This window comes from Paraburkholderia sp. GAS33, from assembly GCF_050436645.1.
Lineage (GTDB): Bacteria > Pseudomonadota > Gammaproteobacteria > Burkholderiales > Burkholderiaceae > Paraburkholderia > Paraburkholderia phenazinium_B.
The window spans coordinates 123,425-143,187 of sequence record NZ_JBNDMP010000017.1 but is presented as its reverse complement, the minus strand read 5'-3'; the positions used below and the strand labels follow the sequence as shown (position 1 = coordinate 143,187).

Here is a 19,763-nt window from a genome sequence, read left to right as displayed (position 1 = left end):
GCGGCTCACATATATGGCACCTGCGATGGGAAACGAGTTGCAGCATCGCACGGTGCTGCTGGAAGAAGCGGTCGAAGCGTTGATCAAGCGCCCGGACGGCGTCTATGTAGACGGCACGTTCGGTCGCGGCGGACATAGCCGCGCGGTGTTGGGCAAGCTGGGTGAGTCGGGGCGGTTGATCGCATTCGACAAGGATCCGCTAGCCATCGCCACGGCTCAGCAAATCGCCGATCCGCGTTTCGAGATCGTGCACGAGAGTTTTGCTTCACTGCGCGACGCGGTTGCGGAGCGTGGGGTAGGGCGGGTGTCGGGGGTGTTGCTGGATCTGGGCGTGTCGTCGCCGCAAGTCGACGATCCGGAGCGGGGTTTCAGTTTCCGCGCCGACGGCCCACTCGACATGCGGATGGACCCGACGCGCGGCGAATCTGCTGCTGACTGGCTGGCGCGGGCCACGGTGCAGGAATTGACGGAGGTAATACGAGATTATGGGGAAGAACGGTTTGCTTTTCAGATTGCAAAGGCGCTTGTTGCTCGCCGGGCAGAGTCCGACCGTCTTGGGCCTCTCGTCAGCACGGGCGAGCTTGCCCAAATCGTGGCTAACGTCGTCAAAACCCGTGAGAAGGGCAAGGATCCGGCAACCCGCACCTTTCAGGCTATACGGATTCACATCAATCAAGAGCTTGCGGAGCTGCAAGTCGTTTTAGAAGCGGCGCTAGCGCTGCTGGAGCAAGGGGGGCGGCTGGTGGTGATCAGCTTTCATTCGCTCGAAGACCGGATCGTCAAACGGTTCATGCAGGCGCACGCCAGTGCTCCGGCGGTGGATCGCCGTCTGCCGATCCGTGCCGTCGACCTGCCCAGCCCGCCGCTCAAAATCATCGGCCGCGTATTCGCGAGCGACGCTGAAGTCGCCGCGAATCCGCGCGCCCGTTCTGCCGTGATGCGTGTGGCGGAGCGTATCGCGCCATGAGCCGCCTCAATATCTTTCTGCTGATTGTTGTAATGGGCTGTGCATTATCTGTAGTTAACGCGACGAATCAGCAGCGTCAGATCTTTATCCAGTTGCAGCGCGCGGAGTCGCAGGAGCGTCAGTTGCAGCAGGATTATTCGCAGCTTCAATACCAGCAGAGCGCACTGTCGAAAACCTCGCGCATCGAGCAGATTGCGACGGATTCGCTGAAGATGGCGGCCGTCACCACCGGCCGCACTCAATATCTGACGCTCTCCCCGGGCGCCGCCACGGCTGAAGATGCGCCGGTACCGACGTCGGCGCCCGCGCCGGCCACGGCGTCGGCCCCGCACGTCACCCGTCAGGGGAGCGCGCGATGAAAAAGAGTTCAACCCGCAAGAGTGTGGCGTTCGCGTCGAACCCGATCCTGTCCGTGCGTTTGCCGATGTGGCGCTCGAAGCTCGTCGTGTTCATGCTGTTCATGGCGTTCGTCGCGCTGGCCGGCCGCGCGTTCTGGATTCAGGGTCCGGGCAACGCGTTTTATCAGAAGCAAGGCGAAAGCCGCTATCAGCGCACGCTCGAGCTGCCGGCTACGCGCGGCAAGATTCTCGACCGCAACGGCCTTGTGCTCGCAACGAGCTTGCCGGTACGCGCCATCTGGGCGATTCCCGAAGCCGTTCCCGACGATCTCGGCGCCGACAAACTGACTGCGCTCGGCAAGCTGCTGGGGATGTCGAATACTGAACTGCGCGCCAAGCTGTCCGAGGACAAGAACTTCGTCTACGTGAAACGTCAGGTGCCGGTCGACATCGCCGAGCAGGTGACCGCGCTCGACATTCCCGGTGTTTATCAGCGCGACGAATACAAGCGTTTCTATCCGGAAGGCGAGATTGCCGCCCACCTGATCGGTTTCACCAATGTCGAGGACGAAGGTCAGGAAGGCGTCGAGCTCGGCGACCAGAAGCTGCTCGAAGGCATGCCGGGCATCCGCCGCGTCATCAAGGACCGGATGGGGCACGTCATTGAAGACGTCGACGAACAGGTCGTGCCGCACAACGGCCAGGACGTGGATCTGGCGATCGACAGCAAGATCCAGTACATCGCCTATACGAACCTGAAGGCCGCGGTCGACAAATTCAAGGCCAAGGCCGGCGCGGCGATGGTAATCGACGTGCGCACCGGCGAAGTGCTGGCGCTCGTCAATTATCCGACCTTCAACCCGAACGACCGCACTCATCTGACCGGCGATCAGCTGCGTAATCGCGTGCTGACGGACGAGTTCGAACCGGGCTCGATCATGAAGCCGTTCACGATCTCGCTCGCGCTCGATCTGCATCGCGTGGCGCCGACTACACTGGTAGACACGGGGCCGGGCCACTTCAATCTCGATGGCGCGACGATCACCGACGACAGCGCGTTCGGCGTGCTGACGGTCGGCGGCGTGATTCAGAAATCGAGCAACATCGGCGCGACGAAGATCGCCATGACGCTCAAGCCCGAAGAGATGTGGAATATGTATACGAGCATCGGTCTTGGCCAGGCGCCGAAGATCGGTTTCCCCGGCGCGACCGCGGGCCATCTGCGTCCGTGGAAGAGCTGGCGTCGTATCGAACAGGCGACGATGTCGTACGGCTACGGCCTGTCGGCTTCGCTGTTCCAGCTGGCGCGCGCCTACACCGCGATTGCTCACGACGGTGAAATTCTGCCGGTGACGATTTTCCGTAACCCGGGAGATCAACCGGTCAACGGTCCGCAGATTTTCTCGCCGGTCACCGCGCGTGAAGTGCGTGCGATGCTCGAAACCGTGGTTGCGCCGGGCGGCACCTCGCCGGATGCGGCCGTGCCGGGCTATCGCGTAGGCGGCAAGAGCGGCACGGCGTACAAGCACGGCGCACACGGCTACGACAAATCGAAGTACCGCGCCTCGTTCGTCGGCATGGCGCCGATGCCGAATCCGCGCATCGTGGTCGCTGTCTCGGTGGATGAACCGACCGCCGGCAGCCACTTCGGCGGCCAGGTGTCGGGCCCGGTGTTCTCGGCGATCGCCGGCGACACCCTGCGCTCGCTCAATATTCCGCCGGACATGCCGGTCAAGCAGATGGTGGTATCGGACGACTCGGCGCCGGTCGCCCCCGCCGCGCCGACGCTGCCGCCTCCGGCGGCGAAAAAGCTGTCCACCAGTGGCGGCGCCAAGAAAATGACCATCGCGGCCAATGCGAAAAGCCATCCGGGAGTAGTCCGATGAGTGCGCTACGTTCGAAGCATCCAGCGCACCGGCAGATCGCCGACGCCCTCACCTGGCTGCACGCTCGCGTGCAGCCAGGCGCCCATATGCACGCAGATACGCGCTCGCTTGCCGCGGGCGATGTATTCCTCGCCTATGCCGTCGACGGCGCTGATAATCGCCCATTCATTGAAAGCGCGATTGAGCGCGGCGCGGCTGCCGTGCTGTTTCAACCGGAGAACTTCACGGGTTCGCCAGATCCGGCATTGGCGCGCGCGGTACCCGCGCTGAACGAGCTGGCAGGATCGATTGCGAGCGGCTGGTACGGCGACCCGAGCGATGCGATGCGCGTGGTCGGCGTCACGGGCACCAACGGCAAGACCTCGTGCAGCCAGTGGATCGCGGCGGCGCTGAGCGCGCTCGGCACGCCTTGCGCCATCATCGGCACGCTCGGTAGCGGTATGCCCGGCCACCTTGTCCATACAGGCTTTACGACGCCGGACGCGCCGCAATTGCAACGCAACCTCGCTCAGTTGCGCGATGCGGGCGCGCGGGCGGTGGCCATGGAAGTGTCGTCACACGCCTTGCATCAGGGACGGGTGAACGGCACCGCGTTCGAGATTGCCGTGTTCACCAATCTCACGCAGGATCACCTCGATTATCACGGCACCTTCGAGGCCTACGAAGCCGCCAAGGCGCGTCTGTTTGCGTGGCCGGGGCTGCGCTGTGCCGTGATCAATCACGACGACGAAGCCGGACGGCGCCTGCTCGCCAGCACGCAAGGCCACGCACGAACCATCGCTTACGGACTCGGCACGCGCAGTGAGGCACCGGACGCCGCAGCGCCGCAGGCCGACGCATGGCTGCATGCGGCCGACGTGCGCGCCACCGCGACCGGCACCGCGTTTTATCTGACCACCTCGGATTGGGGTGACGCAGAAGTCGAAGTCCAGACGCTCGGCGCCTTCAACGTCAGCAATCTGCTGGGCGTGCTTGGTGCGTTGCTCGCGGCTGCCGTGCCGTTCGACGCCGCGCTTGCCGAACTGGCGAAGCTGGAGCCGGTGAATGGCCGCATGCAACGGCTCGGCGGCCGCCTGCAGAACGACGAACCACTCGTCGTAATCGACTACGCCCACACCCCGGACGCACTGGAAAAGACGCTCGAAGCGCTACGCCCGATGGCGGAAGCGCGCGGCGGCGAACTGATCTGCATGTTCGGTTGCGGCGGTGATCGCGACGCGACCAAGCGTCCTTTGATGGGCGCGATCGCGGAGCGTCTGGCGGACGGCGTGGTCATGACGAGCGACAACCCGCGCAGCGAAGACCCGCAGAAGATTCTCGACCAGATTGGCGCGGGTATGAAAGACCCGTCGAAGGCGCGCCGTATCGAAGATCGCGCGAGCGCCATTCTGCAGGCTATCCGCGGCGCGGCGCGCGAAGACGTGATCGTGCTGGCCGGTAAAGGTCACGAAGCAACACAGGAAATCATGGGCAAGAAACGCGCTTTCTCCGATCAGGATCATGCCCGGCTGGCGCTGGCCGCCCGCGCGACGCAAGCTCGTGGAGGTGGCGAATGACCCGGCGAGGTGGCGCGATGTTCTCCTTGCGCGAAGCAGCAGCACTGATTCCGTCGGCAACCGTCGTGGGTGACGACGGCGTCACGTTCGAGCAGGTCTCAACGGACAGCCGTACTGCCGGCCCTGGCGATCTGTTCGTCGCGCTCAAGGGCGACCGTTTCGACGCACACGACTTCCTGCCCGATGTGGCGGCTCGCAATGTCTCGGCGGCGCTGCTGACGCGCACCCCTGCGGATTGGCAAGTCCCGTCCCTGAAGGTGGCCGATACCCGCACTGCGCTCGGCGCGCTCGCCCACGGCTGGCGCCGTCGTTTCACGATGCCGCTCGTGGCCGTGACGGGCAGTAACGGCAAGACGACGGTCAAGGAAATGATCGCGTCGATTTTCGCGGCGGCGGTCGGTAGCGAATTCCGTCTTGCTACGGCAGGCAACTTCAACAACGACATCGGTTTGCCGCTGACGTTGTTTCGTCTCACCTCGGCGCATCGACTGGCGGTCGTCGAACTCGGGATGAATCACCCGGGCGAAACCGCCTTGCTCGGCAAGATCGCGGAGCCGACGGTTGCGGTTGTGAACAACGCGCAACGCGAGCACCAGGAGTTCATGGCGACCGTCGAAGCGGTCGCGCTCGAACATGCGAGCGTGATCCATTCGCTGACCCCGGATGGCATCGCGGTGTTTCCGGCGGACGATGCCTACGCAGGCATCTGGCGCGTCGCCGCTACCGGCAACCGCATCATCGACTTCGCGCTCAATAACGACGGTCGCACAACCGAAGCCGCCGTGAAAGGCAGCTTCGCCGGTAACCAGTTGAGCATCGAAACACCGGAAGGCCACCTCGACGTCACGTTGCAAGTGCTTGGCGATCACAACGCGCACAACGCACTGGCCGCTACCTCGGCCGCGCTCGCCTCGGGCGTCTCGCTCGATGCCATCAAGCGCGGGCTCGAATCGTTCGGCGCGGTGAAGGGCCGTCTGCAGGTCAAGCGCGCGGCGCTTGGAGCGCTCGCCGGCGCAACGGTGATCGACGACACCTACAACGCCAACCCCGATTCGATGCGCGCCGCAATCGACGTGCTCGCCTCGCGTCCCTCGCCGCGCGTGCTGGTGATGGGCGACATGGGCGAAGTCGGCGACCACGGTCCCGCGTTTCACCGCGAAATCGGTGCGTACGCCAAAGAGCGCGGCATCGACGCGCTGTACGCACTCGGTGACGCCTCGCGCGATGCCTGCTCTGCCTACGGCGCGGATGCGCATCATGTCGACGACGTCGCCACGCTGGTTGCACAACTGCTGCAGGCTGGGTTCGACGCCTCGGCAACGCTTCTCGTGAAAGGCTCGCGCTTCATGAAAATGGAGCGCGTGGTGGACGCCGTAACGAGTCCACAACCCATCGCACCGGGCGCAGCGCCCGATGCACACTGAAATAGAAGGACCGAAGCATGTTACTGGCGCTGGCGCAATGGCTGCAGAATGACGCAAGCTTCTTGCGCGTGATCAGTTATCTGACTTTCCGTGCGGTGGCGGCGACTATCACCGCGCTGCTGATCGGACTCGTCTGCGGCCCGGCGGTGATCCGCAAGCTGACCGCCATGAAGGTGGGACAAGCCGTTCGCAAGGACGGTCCGCAGACTCACCTCATCAAATCCGGCACGCCGACCATGGGCGGCGTATTGATTCTGCTCGGCATCGCGGTCTCGACACTGCTGTGGGCCGATCTGACCAACCGCTTTATCTGGATCGTGATCCTGGTTACGTTCGGCTTCGGTGTGATCGGCTGGGTCGACGATTACCGCAAGGTGGTCTACAAGGACCCGCGCGGCATGTCCTCGCGCGAGAAGTACTTCTGGCAATCGGTGATCGGTCTGTTCGCCGCCGTATATCTCGCCTTCAGCGTGTCCGAGGCGAGCAACGTGCGCGTCTACGATCTCTTCATGGCGTGGGTGCGTAGCGGCTTCTCAATTGGCCTGCCGCCGCACGCCGACCTGATGCTGCCGTTCTTCAAGTCGATCAGCTATCCGCTCGGCGTGTGGGGCTTTATCGTTCTGACGTATCTGGTGATCGTCGGCGCAAGCAACGCGGTGAATCTGACCGACGGCCTCGATGGTCTGGTGATCATGCCCGTGGTGCTCGTGGGCGCGTCGCTCGGTGTGTTCGCATACGTGATGGGCAGCTCGATCTATTCGAAATACCTGCTGTTTCCGCATATCGCCGGCGCCGGTGAGTTGCTGATTTTCTGTTCCGCGATGGGTGGGGCCGGTCTCGCGTTCCTCTGGTTCAACACGCACCCCGCGCAGATGTTCATGGGCGACGTCGGCGCGCTCGCGTTGGGCGGTGCGCTCGGCACGGTTGCGGTGATCGTCCGCCAGGAAATCGTGCTCTTCATCATGGGCGGCATTTTCGTGGCGGAGACGCTTTCCGTGATGCTGCAGGTCACCTGGTTCAAGTTCACCAAGCGCCGCTATGGCGAAGGCCGGCGTCTCTTCAAGATGGCGCCGCTGCATCACCATTTTGAATTGTCCGGCTGGAAAGAGACGCAAGTTGTCGTGCGTTTCTGGATCATCACGTTGATGCTGTGTCTGTTCGGTCTGTCCACGCTCAAGTTGCGTTAAGCCGTTGTCGAAGTAAAAGGGAAAGCGATGTTTGGCGAGAAGTTTCGGGATCGGCAAAAGCCGATGGTGCTCGTGCTGGGACTCGGTGAATCGGGTCTCGCCATGGCGCGCTGGTGCGCGCGGCACGGGTGTCGGTTGCGCGTGGCCGACACGCGTGAAGTACCGCCGAATCTGTCTGCACTGGAAGCGCATGGCGTCGACGCCGACTTTGTCGGTGGACCGTTTTCGCAGGTGCTGCTCGAAGGCGTCGACCTGGTGGCGATCAGCCCCGGTCTCTCGCCGCTCGCCGCAGATTTGCTGCCGCTGATTACCGCAGCGCGCGAAAAAGACATCCCGGTCTGGGGCGAACTCGAATTTTTCGCACAGGCGCTGAAGACGCTTGGCGAGAGCGGTTACGCGCCGAAGGTGATCGCGATCACCGGTACCAACGGCAAGACCACGACAACGAGTCTGACTGGCCTGTTGTGCGAACGCGCCGGCAAGAAAGTCGCGGTGGCGGGCAACATCAGCCCAGCGGTGCTCGACAAGCTCACCGAAGCAATCGACAACACCGCGCTGCCCGACATCTGGGTGCTCGAACTGTCGAGCTTCCAGCTGGAAACGGCGCACACGTTCGCGCCGGATACGGCGGTCATTCTCAACATCACGCAGGACCACCTCGACTGGCACGGCGGCCTCGATGCCTATGCTGCGGCGAAGGGCAAGATCTTCGGGCCGCAGACGGTGCGCGTGCTGAACCGTGACGACGCTCGTGTGATGGCGCTTGCGCCCGCGGCTGACGGCGCGGCGCCCGCGATCACATTTGGCGTGACTGAGCCGACGCGCCCTGGCGACTATGGTCTGCTGCGCGACAACGGTATCGTCTGGCTCGTCGAAGCGCTCGACCGCGACGCCACCGACGAACCTGCGCCGACCCGTCGTCGCAAGAACGAAACTGCCGCGCCGCCGAGCATCGCCTTCAAGCGTCTTATGCCGGCTGACGCGTTGCGGATCCGCGGTCTGCACAACGCCGCCAATGCACTCGCCGCATTCGCGCTCGCACGCGCCATCGATCTGCCGGGCGCACCGTTGCTGCACGGTTTGCGCGAATACCGCGGCGAGCCGCATCGGGTGGAACTGATCGCGTCGATCGAGGGTATCGACTACGTGGACGACAGCAAGGGCACCAACGTCGGCGCAACGGTTGCCGCGCTCGATGGCCTCGCACAGCGCGCCGTGCTGATCGCCGGCGGCGATGGCAAGGGCCAGGAATTCGATCCGCTCGCCGCGCCGGTGATGCGCTGGTGCCGTGCGGTAATGCTGATTGGCCGTGATGCACCGCTGATTCGCGCCGCGTTGGCCGACACCGGCATTGCGCTGACCGATCAGCCCACGCTTGAAGATGCCACCCGCGCCGCGGCAGCGCTCGCGCAACCGGGAGACGCCGTGCTGCTGTCGCCGGCCTGTGCAAGCTTCGACATGTTCAAGGATTACGCGCATCGTGCCGCTGTGTTTCGCAGCACGGTTGAAGACATCGCTGCCGAACGGGGGACGATGATATGAGCTGGTCGGAACGCTTCGGTTCGCGCCTTTCCAAACAGCGCGGCTCAGTTGGCGATGCCAGCGCAGCACGCACGGCGAGCGGCCTCGCGAGCGCTGTCAACGGTGTGCGTCCGCTGCGCTCGCGCATGCTCGATTACGACCACTCGCTGCTGTGGGTGGTGATCGCGCTGCTCGGCCTGGGCATCGTGATGGTGTACTCGGCTTCGATTGCGATGCCCGACTCGCCCAAATACGCGTCGTATCGCGACTGGGCGTTCCTCGTGCGCCAGATCGTCTTCGTGGTGCTGGGTTCGGTGATCGGTGTAGTCGCGTTCCGGGTTCCGGTTTCGACGTGGGACAAGTACGCGCCGAAGATCTTCCTGCTCGCGCTGGCCAGTCTCGTCATCGTGCTGATTCCGCACGTTGGCAAGGGCGTGAACGGCGCGCGCCGCTGGATTCCGCTCGGCATCACGAACATGCAGCCGTCGGAAATCATGAAGCTTGCCGTGACGATCTACGCGGCGAATTACACGGTGCGCAAGCAGGAATACATGCACAGCTTCGCCAAGGGCTTCCTGCCGATGGCATTTGCCGTAGGCGTGGTGGGCGCACTGCTGCTGCTCGAGCCTGACATGGGCGCGTTCATGGTGATCGCGGCGATCGCGATGGGCGTGCTGTTCCTGGGTGGCGTGAACGGCAAGCTGTTCGGTGGGCTGGTTGCCACTGCGGTCGGCACATTTAGTTTGTTGGTGTGGGCATCGCCATGGCGCCGCGAGCGGATTTTCGCGTATCTCGATCCATGGGACGACCGTTACGCACAGGGCAAGGCATATCAATTGACGCACTCGCTGATCGCCTTCGGACGCGGCGAGTGGTTCGGCGTGGGTCTCGGCGGCAGCGTCGAGAAGCTCAATTACCTGCCGGAAGCGCATACCGACTTCATCCTCGCTGTGATCGGCGAGGAACTCGGTTTCGTGGGCGTGCTGGTGGTGATCCTGATGTTCTACTGGATCGTGCGCCGCTCGTTCGAGATCGGCCGTCAGGCGCTCGCGCTCGATCGTACGTTTGCGGGGCTGGTCGCGAAAGGCATCGGCCTGTGGTTCGGTGCGCAGACCTTCATCAATATGGGTGTGAACCTGGGGCTCCTGCCGACCAAGGGTCTTACGTTGCCGCTCGTCAGTTACGGCGGCTCGGGCATCTTGCTGAACTGTATTGCGATTGGTCTGCTGATGCGCGTGGATTACGAAAACCGGGTGCTGATGCGCGGAGGGAAAGTATGACCTCCATGCAACAGCGCACGCTAATGGTGATGGCCGGCGGCACCGGGGGACACGTGTTCCCGGGGCTCGCGGTTGCTCACCTGATGCAGGCGTGGGGCTGGAAAGTCGTGTGGCTCGGCAACCCTGCCGGCATGGAAGCGACGCTCGTGCCCAAGCATGGCATCCCGATGGAATATGTGCGCTTTGGCGGTCTACGTGGCAAGGGCCTGATTACCAAGCTGATGCTGCCGGTCAATCTGCTTCGCGCTTGCGCTCAAAGCCTGAGTGTGCTGTGTCGCGTGAAGCCGGACGTCGTGCTCGGCATGGGCGGTTACATCACGTTCCCGGCCGGTTTGATGACGGCGCTGAGCGGCCGTCCGCTTGTACTGCACGAACAGAATTCGATCGCCGGTCTCGCGAACAAGGTGCTGGCAAAGGTCGCGAAGCGCGTGCTCGTGGCGTTTCCGAACGCGCTTCCGCACGCTGAATGGACCGGTAATCCGATTCGTGAGGAACTTGCGCGCACATTGACACCCAAAGCACGCTACGCACAACGCAGCGGTCCGCTGAATCTGCTGGTTGTCGGCGGCAGTCTTGGGGCCGCGGCGCTTAATGAAGTCGTGCCGCGTGCGCTGGCGATGCTCAAGCCAGAGGAGCGTCCGCGCCTGGTGCATCAGGCTGGCGCGAAGCATATCGATGCGTTGAAAGCGAATTACGCGCAAGCCGGTTTGCTATCCCTGGAAGGTGAAGAGGCGGACGTGCAACTCGTGCCGTTCATCGACGACATGACGAACGCTTACGCGAAAGCGGATCTGGTGATCTGCCGCTCGGGTGCGATGACCGTGGCCGAGATTGCGGCAGTGGGCGTGGCCGCGTTTTTCGTGCCGTTCCCGTTCGCAGTCGACGATCACCAGACAACCAATGCAGCGTTCCTCGCCGATCACGGCGCGGCGCTGGTAGTGCAGCAACGCGATCTGACGGCGGAGGGTCTCGTCGCCTGGTTGCGTAGCCAGACTCGCGAGACGCTCGCGCAGATGGCAGAGCGTTCGCGCTCGCTCGCGAAACCCGATGCCACCGAACAGGTCGCGCAGATTTGCGCCACCGTGGCAGGCGTAGTCCCGAGCCAGAGCCCGAGCACAGAAGGAAGGCAACAATGAAACACATCGTCAAACATATTCACTTCGTCGGCATCGGCGGTGCAGGGATGAGCGGCATCGCCGAGGTGCTGGTGAATCTCGGCTATCAGGTAAGCGGCTCGGACCTCGCGAAGAACGCGGTGACCGACCGGCTCGCCGCACTCGGCGCGCGCATCGCGATTGGTCACGACGCCGGGAACATCGAAGGCGCCAATGCCGTGGTCGTTTCGACTGCGGTGCGCAGCGACAACCCAGAAGTGCTCGCCGCGCGTCATCGGCATATTCCGATCGTGCCGCGCGCTGTGATGCTCGCAGAGTTGATGCGCCTGAAGCAGGGCATTGCCATCGCCGGCACGCACGGCAAGACGACCACCACTTCGCTGGTGGCGAGCGTGCTCGCGGCGGGCGGCCTCGATCCGACCTTCGTGATCGGCGGCCGGTTGATCAGTGCGGGCGCGAATGCGCGCCTTGGCACCGGCGACTTCATCGTGGCCGAAGCGGACGAATCGGATGCGTCGTTCCTGAATCTGTTCCCCGTGATCGAGGTCATCACGAACATCGACGCCGATCACATGGACACCTACGGCCACGATTTTGCGCGGCTCAAGCAGGCGTTTATCGAGTTCACGCATCGGCTGCCGTTCTACGGCATCGCGGTGCTGTGCGTCGACGATCCGAACGTGAAGGAGATCCTGCCGTTCGTGTCGAAGCCGATCATCCGTTATGGTCTCGCGGCCGAGGCACAGGTGCGCGCGGTGAATGTCGAGGCTCACGATGGCCGCATGCATTTCACGGCGCTGCGTGAAGATGCGGCGCCGATCGACATCGTGTTGAACCTGCCCGGTACGCACAATGTGCAGAACGCATTGGCCGCAATTGCAATTGCGACTGAACTTGAAGTGAAAGATGCCGATATCCAGCGAGCACTCGCAGATTTTAACGGCGTAGGCCGACGCTTCCAGCGCTACGGCGAAGTGCCGGTTACGACGGCTGATCAACCCGGCGGCACCTACACGCTGGTCGACGATTACGGTCATCACCCGGTCGAAATGGCCGCGACGATCGCCGCGGCACGTGGTGCGTTCCCCGGTCGTCGTCTGGTGCTCGCGTTCCAGCCGCACCGCTTCACGCGTACGCGCGATTGCTTCGAAGATTTTGTGAAGGTGCTGTCCACCGTCGATGCGTTGGTGTTGACCGAAGTCTATTCGGCAGGCGAAGCGCCGATCGTCGCCGCAGATGGCCGCGCGCTTGCTCGCGCAATTCGCGTGGCGGGCAAGACCGAGCCGGTGTTTGTCGAAACAGTGGAAGAAGTGCCGGACGCGCTCACGACGCTCGTGCGCGACGGCGATGTGGTGATCACGATGGGTGCGGGTTCGATCGGCGGTGTGCCGGGTCGTCTCGCGCAAAACGAAGGTGTGAAATGAGCAGTTTCGATCCTAAACAGTTCGGCAAGGTGGCAGTCCTGCTCGGCGGTGAATCCGCCGAGCGCGAAGTGTCGCTCAACTCGGGCCGCCTCGTGGTGCAGGGGCTGCGTGAGGCCGGTATCGACGCTCATCCGTTCGATCCCGCCGAGCGTCCGCTAGCGGCGTTGAAAGACGAAGGTTTTGTGCGCGCGTTCAACGCGCTGCACGGTGGCTACGGCGAGAACGGCCAGATCCAGGGCGCGCTGGACTTCTACGGCATTCGCTATACGGGCAGCGGCGTACTGGGTTCGGCGCTTGGTCTGGACAAATTCCGCACCAAGCTCGTCTGGCAGCAACTGGGTGTACCGACGCCGCCGTTCGAAGCGGTGCTGCGCGGCGACGACTACGCAGCGCGTGCGACCGATATCGTTGCGAAGCTCGGCTTGCCGCTCTTCGTGAAGCCGGCGAGTGAAGGCTCGAGCGTCGCGGTGATCAAGGTCAAGAGCGCAGACGCATTGCCGGCCGCGCTCGAAGAAGCTGCGAAGTTCGACAAGATCGTGGTGGTTGAAAAGAGCATCGAAGGCGGCGGCGAATACACGGCGTGCATCGCGGGCGATCTCGATCTGCCGGTAATCCGCATCGTGCCGGCGGGCGAGTTCTACGACTATCACGCGAAGTACGTCGCCAATGACACGCAGTATCTGATTCCGTGCGGCGTGGCGCCGGCCGAGGAAGCACGCCTGAAGGCGCTGGCGCGCCGCGCGTTCGACGTGCTCGGCTGCACCGATTGGGGCCGTGCCGATTTCATGCTGGACGCACAGGGCAATCCGTATTTCCTGGAGGTGAACACGGCCCCAGGCATGACCGATCACTCGCTGCCGCCGAAAGCGGCGCGTGCGGTTGGCATCAGCTACAAAGATCTGGTCGTGAGCGTGTTGTCGCTCACGCTGAAGGACTGACGTCGACGCTATGTGGAACAACGTTCGCCAGCTCAATTTCGCCGCCAACGCGTTGCATGCGTTGCTGGTGCTCGTGCTGCTGGCGGCCGGCGGAGTGTGGCTGGTGCAGCGGCCGAGCTTTGCGCTGCGCGAAATCCAGATCGACGGCGACACCGAGCACATCAATTCGCCGACGGTGCGTGCAGGCGTAGTGGGCCGCTTAAAGGGCAATTTTTTCACGGTCGATCTGGACGCGGCACGCCAGGCTTTCGAGCAGATGCCGTGGGTGCGTCATGCGAGTGTGCGGCGCGTCTGGCCGAACGCACTGGCTGTCACGCTGGAAGAGTACAAACCGCTAGCAACGTGGGGCAGCGATCAGCTGGTGAGCGTGGACGGCGAACTGTTCACCGCGAACCAGGGCGAGCTCGAAGAGGATTTGCCGGCCTTCGACGGTCCCGATGGCACGGCGCAAGAAGTGGTCGCGCGATATCGCGACTTCAAGAAGTGGTTTGCCCCGCTGGGTGCGACACCGGAAGAGGTCACGCTGTCACCGCGTTACGCCTGGACGGTCAAGTTGTCGAACGGTACGCAGATCGAGTTGGGGCGCGAGCGCAATCAGCAGACGCTGCTCGATCGCAGCAAGCGCCTGACAGCGGCGTGGGCAGCAGTGACGCAACGTTGGGGGAAGGATATCGAGTATGCGGACTTGCGCTATCCGAACGGTTTCGCGATTCGCGCAGCAGGGATGCGCTTTATCACCGAACCCGACAAGGGCAAGAAGTAACAGGACATCACACGCAATGAGCACGCTATGAGTAAAGACTATAAAGATCTGCTGGTCGCCCTCGACATCGGGACGTCGAAGGTCGTGGCCATTGTCGCCGAGCTGAAAGGCGAAGGTCACTACGAGGTGATCGGCCTCGGCCAGAGCGAATCGAAGGGGCTCAAAAAGGGTGTGGTGGTGAACATCGAGGCCACCGTGCAGTCTATTCAGCGTGCGCTCGAAGAAGCGGAGCTGATGGCCGACTGCAAGATCACCAATGTATTCACGGGGATCGCCGGCAGCCATATCCGCAGCTTCAATTCGAGCGGCATGGTGGCGATCAAGGAAAAAGAAGTGACGCAGGCCGATGTGGCCCGCGTGATCGAGACAGCCAAGGCGATCAACATCCCGACCGATCAGCAGGTGCTGCACATCCTGACCCAGGAATTCATCATCGACGGTCAGGAAGATGTGCGCGAACCGATTGGGATGAGCGGTATTCGCCTCGAAGTGAAAGTGCATATCGTGACGGGCGCGGTGAGCGCGGCGCAGAACATCGTCAAGTGCGTGCGCCGTTGTGGGCTCGAAGTGAACGATCTGATCTTGCAGCCGCTCGCGTCGTCGCTGGCGGTGCTGACCGAAGACGAGAAGGAACTGGGCGTGGTGCTGGTGGATATCGGCGGCGGCACAACGGACATCGCGATTTTCAGCGAAGGCGCGATCCGCCACACCGCGGTGATTCCGATCGCCGGCGACCAGATCACAAGCGATATCGCGATGGCGCTGCGCACGCCGACGCCGGATGCGGAAGACATCAAGGTGGATTACGGCATCGCCAAGCAGGCTCTGGCCGATCCGGACGAGATGATCGAAGTGCCGGGTCTGGGCGAGCGCGGTCCGCGCACGCTGTCGCGCCAGGCGCTGGCGGCGGTGATCGAGCCGCGTGTCGAAGAACTGTTTTCACTCGTGCAGCAGGTGGTGCGCGAGTCGGGTTACGAGGAACTGCTGAGCTCCGGCGTGGTGCTGACCGGCGGCGCGTCGATGATGATTGGCATGGTCGAACTGGGTGAGGACATCTTCCTGAAGCCGGTGCGCATCGGCGTGCCCGAATACGCAGGCGGTCTCGCGGATGTAGTGCGCAACCCGCGCTACTCGACTGCGATGGGCCTGCTGGTGGAAGGACGTTCCCAACGGATGCGCGGCCGCAAGGTGGCGGTGCAGTCCGGCTCGATGGGCCAGGTGTTCACGCGCATGAAGGACTGGTTCCTGGGCAATTTTTAACGCATTCGCTGTACTGACAGATTTCGCAATACGCGCTGGTGCCGGCGGCCGGCGCGCGACAGGAGGTTGCCCGATCTCCTGCCGAATAACGGCCGAGTGGCTGCAATTTTTTATCTTGACGGAGGCAACATGGAATTCCAGATGCTGGAAACCGAAACCAACGGCACCATCATCAAGGTGATCGGAGTCGGTGGCGCTGGCGGCAATGCCGTTCAGCACATGATCAACAAAGGCGTGCAAGGCGTCGACTTCATCGTGATGAACACGGACGCGCAGGCTCTGTCGCGTTCGCGTGCGTCGTCAGTGATCCAGCTCGGCAACACCGGTCTTGGCGCTGGCGCCAAGCCGGAAATGGGCCGCGCCGCAGCAGAAGAAGCACGTGAGCGTATCGCAGACGCACTGCGTGGCGCACACATGGTGTTCATCACCGCAGGCATGGGTGGCGGCACGGGCACGGGGGCAGCTCCGGTCGTGGCGCAGATCGCCAAGGAAATGGGTATCTTGACTGTTGGCGTGGTCAGCAAGCCGTTCGAATTCGAAGGCGGCAAGCGCATGCGTGTAGCAGAAGCTGGATCGCAGCAACTGGAGGATCACGTCGACTCGCTGATCGTCGTTCTGAACGACAAGCTGTTCGAGGTGATGGGCGATGACGCCGAGATGGACAAGTGCTTCCAGTGCGCGGACGACGTTCTGAACAACGCAGTTGCCGGTATCGCTGAAATCATCAACGTCGACGGTCTGGTGAACGTCGACTTCGAAGACGTGAAGACGGTAATGGGCGAGCAGGGCAAGGCGATGATGGGCACGGCGACGGTTGCCGGCGTCGATCGCGCACGTCTGGCTGCCGAGCAGGCTGTTGCCAGCCCGCTGCTGGAAGGCGTGGACCTGTCGGGTGCGCGTGGCGTGCTGGTCAACATCACGTCGAGCCGTTCGCTGCGTCTGTCGGAAACCCGCGAAGTGATGAACACCATCAAGAGCTACGCGGCGGAAGACGCAACGGTGATTTTCGGCGCGGTATACGATGATGCAATGGGCGACGCGCTGCGCGTGACGGTGGTGGCAACGGGTCTGGGCCGTGCTGCGAAGAAGCAGCAATCGGCTCCGATGACGCTGCTGCGTACCGGTACGGACAACCAGCCGGTTGGTGCAATGCAGCACGGGCACGCTCCGCAACACTACGCGAGTACGGCAGACTACGGCGCGCTGGATACGCCGGCAGTGTGGCGCACTTCGCGTGACACGGCGGCATCGCACGTGCAGGCGCTGCAGGAAAAGGGCGTCGATACGTACGATATCCCGGCATTCCTGCGCAAGCAGGCGGACTGACGCATACGAGCAGGCTTTCGCTGCGGCACGTGAATTGCGTGCGAGCAGGGAATGCACGAGCGTGGCGAGTGGACGGCAAAGCAGGCCGCGGTTTCTCCGAAAACGCGGCAAGGACAGGTGCCCCCTTCGGATTCGCGAAGCGGATGGGGCGGCTGTCGCTGGCAGATGCGGCCGGCAGGTAGCGCAAAAGTTGGGGCAGGTGCGCGACTGCACGATTCACTGCGGCACGACGACGTGCGGGCATGCTCCGCATTGACGTGAAGGACTGAGCCATGATTAAGGTGGGTGAAAAGCTACCCGGCGCAACCGTCTTTGAGTTAATCGAAGAGGAGCGTGCGGGCTGCACGATCGGACCGAACAGCTTCGACGTGCGCGAGCAGACGGCGGGTAAGCGCGTGGTGATCTTTGGATTACCGGGCGCGTTCACGCCGACCTGTTCCGCCAAGCATGTACCGGGTTATGTCGAGCACGCCGAGCAGTTGCGCGCTGCCGGCATCGACGAAATCTGGTGCGTGTCCGTCAACGACGCGTTCGTCATGGGCGCGTGGGGACGCGATCAGCACACCTCGGGCAAGGTGCGCATGATGGCGGACGGTAGTGCGGCTTTCACGCGGGCGCTCGGTCTGGAGCAGGACCTGTCGGCGCGCGGCATGGGGATTCGTTCCCAGCGCTACGCGATGGTGGTCGACGACGGCGTGGTCAAGACGCTGAACGTCGAGGCACCCGGCAAGTTCGAAGTCAGCGATGCGGGCAGTATCCTCGCCACGTTGAGCTAGTACGGGGGTGCCGAACGGCCTTTTCCCGGCGTTACGTTGTGCCGGGGCAACGGCCAGAAGGCATTCATGTGACAAGCCGTAACGCGGGCTGATGACCGGAAACGCCTCCGTTCCGGGACATCGGCCCGTCACGCTTTACCCTCTGGGTAATGTAGAGAAACAGATTGATACCTCCTCGGAAATCACGTTTCCCAGGGTAATGGAGTATACTTCGCGCTATGGAATAAAAAGTCCCGATTGGGATTTTCAATCGAACAGAAGATCACCATGTTGAAGCAGCGCACTATCAAATCGATTGTCAAGACTGTCGGCATCGGCGTTCACTCCGGCCGTAAGGTCGAATTGACGCTCCGCCCGGCCGCTCCTGACACCGGCATCGTGTTCACGCGTGTGGACTTGCCGACTCCCGTTGAGATTCCGGCGGCCACGACGTCGATCGGCGACACACGTCTGGCGTCTGTGCTCCAGAAGGACGGCGTGCGCGTCTCGACCATCGAACATTTGATGTCGGCCTGCGCGGGCCTCGGTATCGACAATCTGTACGTTGACGTCACCGCCGAAGAAATTCCGATCATGGACGGCAGCGCCGCCACGTTCGTGTTTCTGATTCAGTCGGTGGGTGTCGAGGAGCAGAATGCCGCGAAGAAATTCATCAAGGTCACGAAGCCGGTCGAAATCATTGACGGCGACAAGTTTGCCCGTCTGGACCCGTTTTTCGGCTTCAAGCTCAAATTCACCATCGATTTTCGTCACCCGGCGGTCGACAAGACCGGCCAGGCGCTGGAAGTGGACTTTGCGCACACGTCGTACGTGCGTGACATCGCACGGGCCCGTACCTTCGGTTACGCGCATGAAGTGGAAATGCTGCGCGAACTGGGCCTTGCCCGCGGCGCCAGCATGGACAACGCCATCGCACTGGACGAATACCGCATCCTCAACAACGACGGCTTGCGCTACGACGACGAGTTCGTGAAGCACAAGATGCTCGACGCGATTGGCGACCTGTATGTGGTCGGCCATCCGTTGCTCGCCTCGTACACGGCGTACAAGTCGGGCCACGGCCTGAACAACGCGCTGTTGCGCGAACTGCTGAAGCACGAAGACGCATACGAAATCGTCACGTTTGAAGATACGCAAAAGGCCCCGCGTGGCTTTGCGTTCGATACGCAGACGGCATTTGCCTGATTCCTTCCGCCAGCGACCCGCTGCGTGATGCAGTGCGGTCGGGTTTGGCTCTCTCAGGTAGAAAAAATAAGCGGCCCCTTGGGCCGCTTATTTTTTGCTCTCACGATTCCGTAGATGCCGGGCCGCCATCCTCGCAAGCGCTGCCTGCAACGGCGATGGCGCGAGCGACTCACTCAGCGCGTGCAAGGCATCGGCGCCTGCCGGGGTCATGCGCGCCTGTTTGACGGGCGGCGGCTCTTTTACCGCCTGCGGACGCACGCGGATTCTCAGGGAATTGACCGACCAGCCGCGCTGCTGCAGATCGGACAATAGCCGTGGCTCAAGATGCCGCAAACGCGCCGCCAGCGCGTTATGCGCGGCAAAAAGTGCCAGTACTCCATCCTTGATAAAACCCGGTTCAACGCTCGAACCCAAATAATCCGGCAACAATTCGCGAAGATCCTTCTCGAGCGAGGCGATCTGCTCCACACCGGCGCGCAGGGCGGCAAACGCATCCGTGCGCTTGAGCACTTCGGAGACCGGTTGCGGGCGGCGCGTGTTGAACTGCCTGGGGGGCGGCCTTGAAAACGACGGGGAGCGGCTCATGTAGGATAGTAGGGCGTGGTTGCACACAATGTGCGCTCACGCCGGGATTGTACCGCGCGGGATGTGCTCCGGGCCGGGCTCATCGAGGCTCTGGCCGGGGCTGTACAGGCTATCCCTACGTCGCGCCTGTGACACAGGCGCGCTCTGGGGCGCGTGCTAAAATGCCCGATTCGAATTCACTCTTGGACTAAGCCGCCGAGGCACTTCCGCCCCCGGACCGGCATGCGATCAA

General features: G+C 62.8%; 17 protein-coding genes. 16 read left to right on the top strand and 1 reads right to left on the bottom strand.

The genetic code is table 11. The annotated features are described in order from the left end of the window. Positions 1-13 precede the first annotated feature (13 nt). The 16 genes from rsmH (at position 14) to lpxC (ending at position 18,946) form a co-directional block, all read left to right on the top strand. Entirely contained in the window at positions 14-967 is a 954-nt protein-coding gene (gene rsmH / locus P3T24_RS34990) for a 16S rRNA (cytosine(1402)-N(4))-methyltransferase RsmH (protein ID WP_074262565.1), read from the top strand. Continuing rightward, positions 964-1,326 (top strand): cell division protein FtsL, encoded by a 363-nt coding sequence (ftsL, locus tag P3T24_RS34985; protein WP_429286658.1) that lies wholly within the window; start codon positions 964-966, stop codon positions 1,324-1,326. The genes rsmH and ftsL overlap by 4 nt, the downstream gene beginning before the upstream one ends. Next, positions 1,323-3,191 carry a peptidoglycan D,D-transpeptidase FtsI family protein gene (locus P3T24_RS34980; RefSeq protein WP_074262563.1) on the top strand — a complete coding sequence of 623 codons (1,869 nt, stop codon included), beginning with the start codon at positions 1,323-1,325 and terminating at the stop codon, positions 3,189-3,191. Before ftsL ends, P3T24_RS34980 begins: the two co-directional genes overlap by 4 nt. Continuing rightward, positions 3,188-4,747 (top strand): UDP-N-acetylmuramoyl-L-alanyl-D-glutamate--2,6-diaminopimelate ligase, encoded by a 1,560-nt coding sequence (locus tag P3T24_RS34975; RefSeq protein WP_429441344.1) that lies wholly within the window; start codon positions 3,188-3,190, stop codon positions 4,745-4,747. Before P3T24_RS34980 ends, P3T24_RS34975 begins: the two co-directional genes overlap by 4 nt. Then, entirely contained in the window at positions 4,744-6,171 is a 1,428-nt protein-coding gene (locus P3T24_RS34970) for a UDP-N-acetylmuramoyl-tripeptide--D-alanyl-D-alanine ligase (RefSeq protein WP_429441343.1), read from the top strand. Before P3T24_RS34975 ends, P3T24_RS34970 begins: the two co-directional genes overlap by 4 nt. Before the next feature lie 17 nt (positions 6,172-6,188). Then, positions 6,189-7,358 carry a phospho-N-acetylmuramoyl-pentapeptide-transferase gene (mraY, locus tag P3T24_RS34965; RefSeq protein WP_074262560.1) on the top strand — a complete coding sequence of 390 codons (1,170 nt, stop codon included), beginning with the start codon at positions 6,189-6,191 and terminating at the stop codon, positions 7,356-7,358. Positions 7,359-7,385: 27 nt separating this feature from the next. Beyond that, positions 7,386-8,900: a UDP-N-acetylmuramoyl-L-alanine--D-glutamate ligase gene (murD, locus tag P3T24_RS34960; protein WP_429441341.1), complete on the top strand. Its 1,515-nt coding sequence runs from the start codon at positions 7,386-7,388 to the stop codon at positions 8,898-8,900. Next, on the top strand, positions 8,897-10,159 hold the full coding sequence (gene ftsW / locus P3T24_RS34955) for a putative lipid II flippase FtsW (RefSeq protein WP_074262558.1): 1,263 nt from the start codon (positions 8,897-8,899) through the stop codon (positions 10,157-10,159). The genes murD and ftsW overlap by 4 nt, the downstream gene beginning before the upstream one ends. Continuing rightward, complete coding sequence (gene murG / locus P3T24_RS34950) at positions 10,156-11,295, top strand: undecaprenyldiphospho-muramoylpentapeptide beta-N-acetylglucosaminyltransferase (protein ID WP_429441340.1); 1,140 nt, start codon at positions 10,156-10,158, stop codon at positions 11,293-11,295. The genes ftsW and murG overlap by 4 nt, the downstream gene beginning before the upstream one ends. Beyond that, positions 11,292-12,698: a UDP-N-acetylmuramate--L-alanine ligase gene (gene murC, locus P3T24_RS34945; protein ID WP_074262556.1), complete on the top strand. Its 1,407-nt coding sequence runs from the start codon at positions 11,292-11,294 to the stop codon at positions 12,696-12,698. Before murG ends, murC begins: the two co-directional genes overlap by 4 nt. Continuing rightward, positions 12,695-13,636 (top strand): D-alanine--D-alanine ligase, encoded by a 942-nt coding sequence (locus P3T24_RS34940; protein WP_429411776.1) that lies wholly within the window; start codon positions 12,695-12,697, stop codon positions 13,634-13,636. Before murC ends, P3T24_RS34940 begins: the two co-directional genes overlap by 4 nt. Before the next feature lie 10 nt (positions 13,637-13,646). After that, positions 13,647-14,399, top strand: a complete 753-nt coding sequence (locus P3T24_RS34935) for a cell division protein FtsQ/DivIB (protein WP_074262554.1) — start codon at positions 13,647-13,649, stop codon at positions 14,397-14,399. A 27-nt stretch (positions 14,400-14,426) separates the two neighbouring features. Beyond that, entirely contained in the window at positions 14,427-15,659 is a 1,233-nt protein-coding gene (gene ftsA / locus P3T24_RS34930; protein ID WP_074262553.1) for a cell division protein FtsA, read from the top strand. 129 nt (positions 15,660-15,788) lie between these two features. Continuing rightward, positions 15,789-16,985 (top strand): cell division protein FtsZ, encoded by a 1,197-nt coding sequence (ftsZ, locus tag P3T24_RS34925; RefSeq protein ID WP_074262552.1) that lies wholly within the window; start codon positions 15,789-15,791, stop codon positions 16,983-16,985. A 272-nt stretch (positions 16,986-17,257) separates the two neighbouring features. Beyond that, positions 17,258-17,761: a peroxiredoxin gene (locus tag P3T24_RS34920; protein ID WP_429286651.1), complete on the top strand. Its 504-nt coding sequence runs from the start codon at positions 17,258-17,260 to the stop codon at positions 17,759-17,761. 267 nt (positions 17,762-18,028) lie between these two features. Then, complete coding sequence (gene lpxC, locus P3T24_RS34915; protein ID WP_074265844.1) at positions 18,029-18,946, top strand: UDP-3-O-acyl-N-acetylglucosamine deacetylase; 918 nt, start codon at positions 18,029-18,031, stop codon at positions 18,944-18,946. Positions 18,947-19,033: 87 nt separating this feature from the next. On the opposite strand, the gene P3T24_RS34910 is transcribed toward lpxC, so the two are convergent. Beyond that, positions 19,034-19,531, bottom strand: coding sequence for a DciA family protein (locus P3T24_RS34910; RefSeq protein WP_074262550.1), 498 nt, complete (start codon positions 19,529-19,531; stop codon positions 19,034-19,036). Positions 19,532-19,763: the final 232 nt, after the last annotated feature.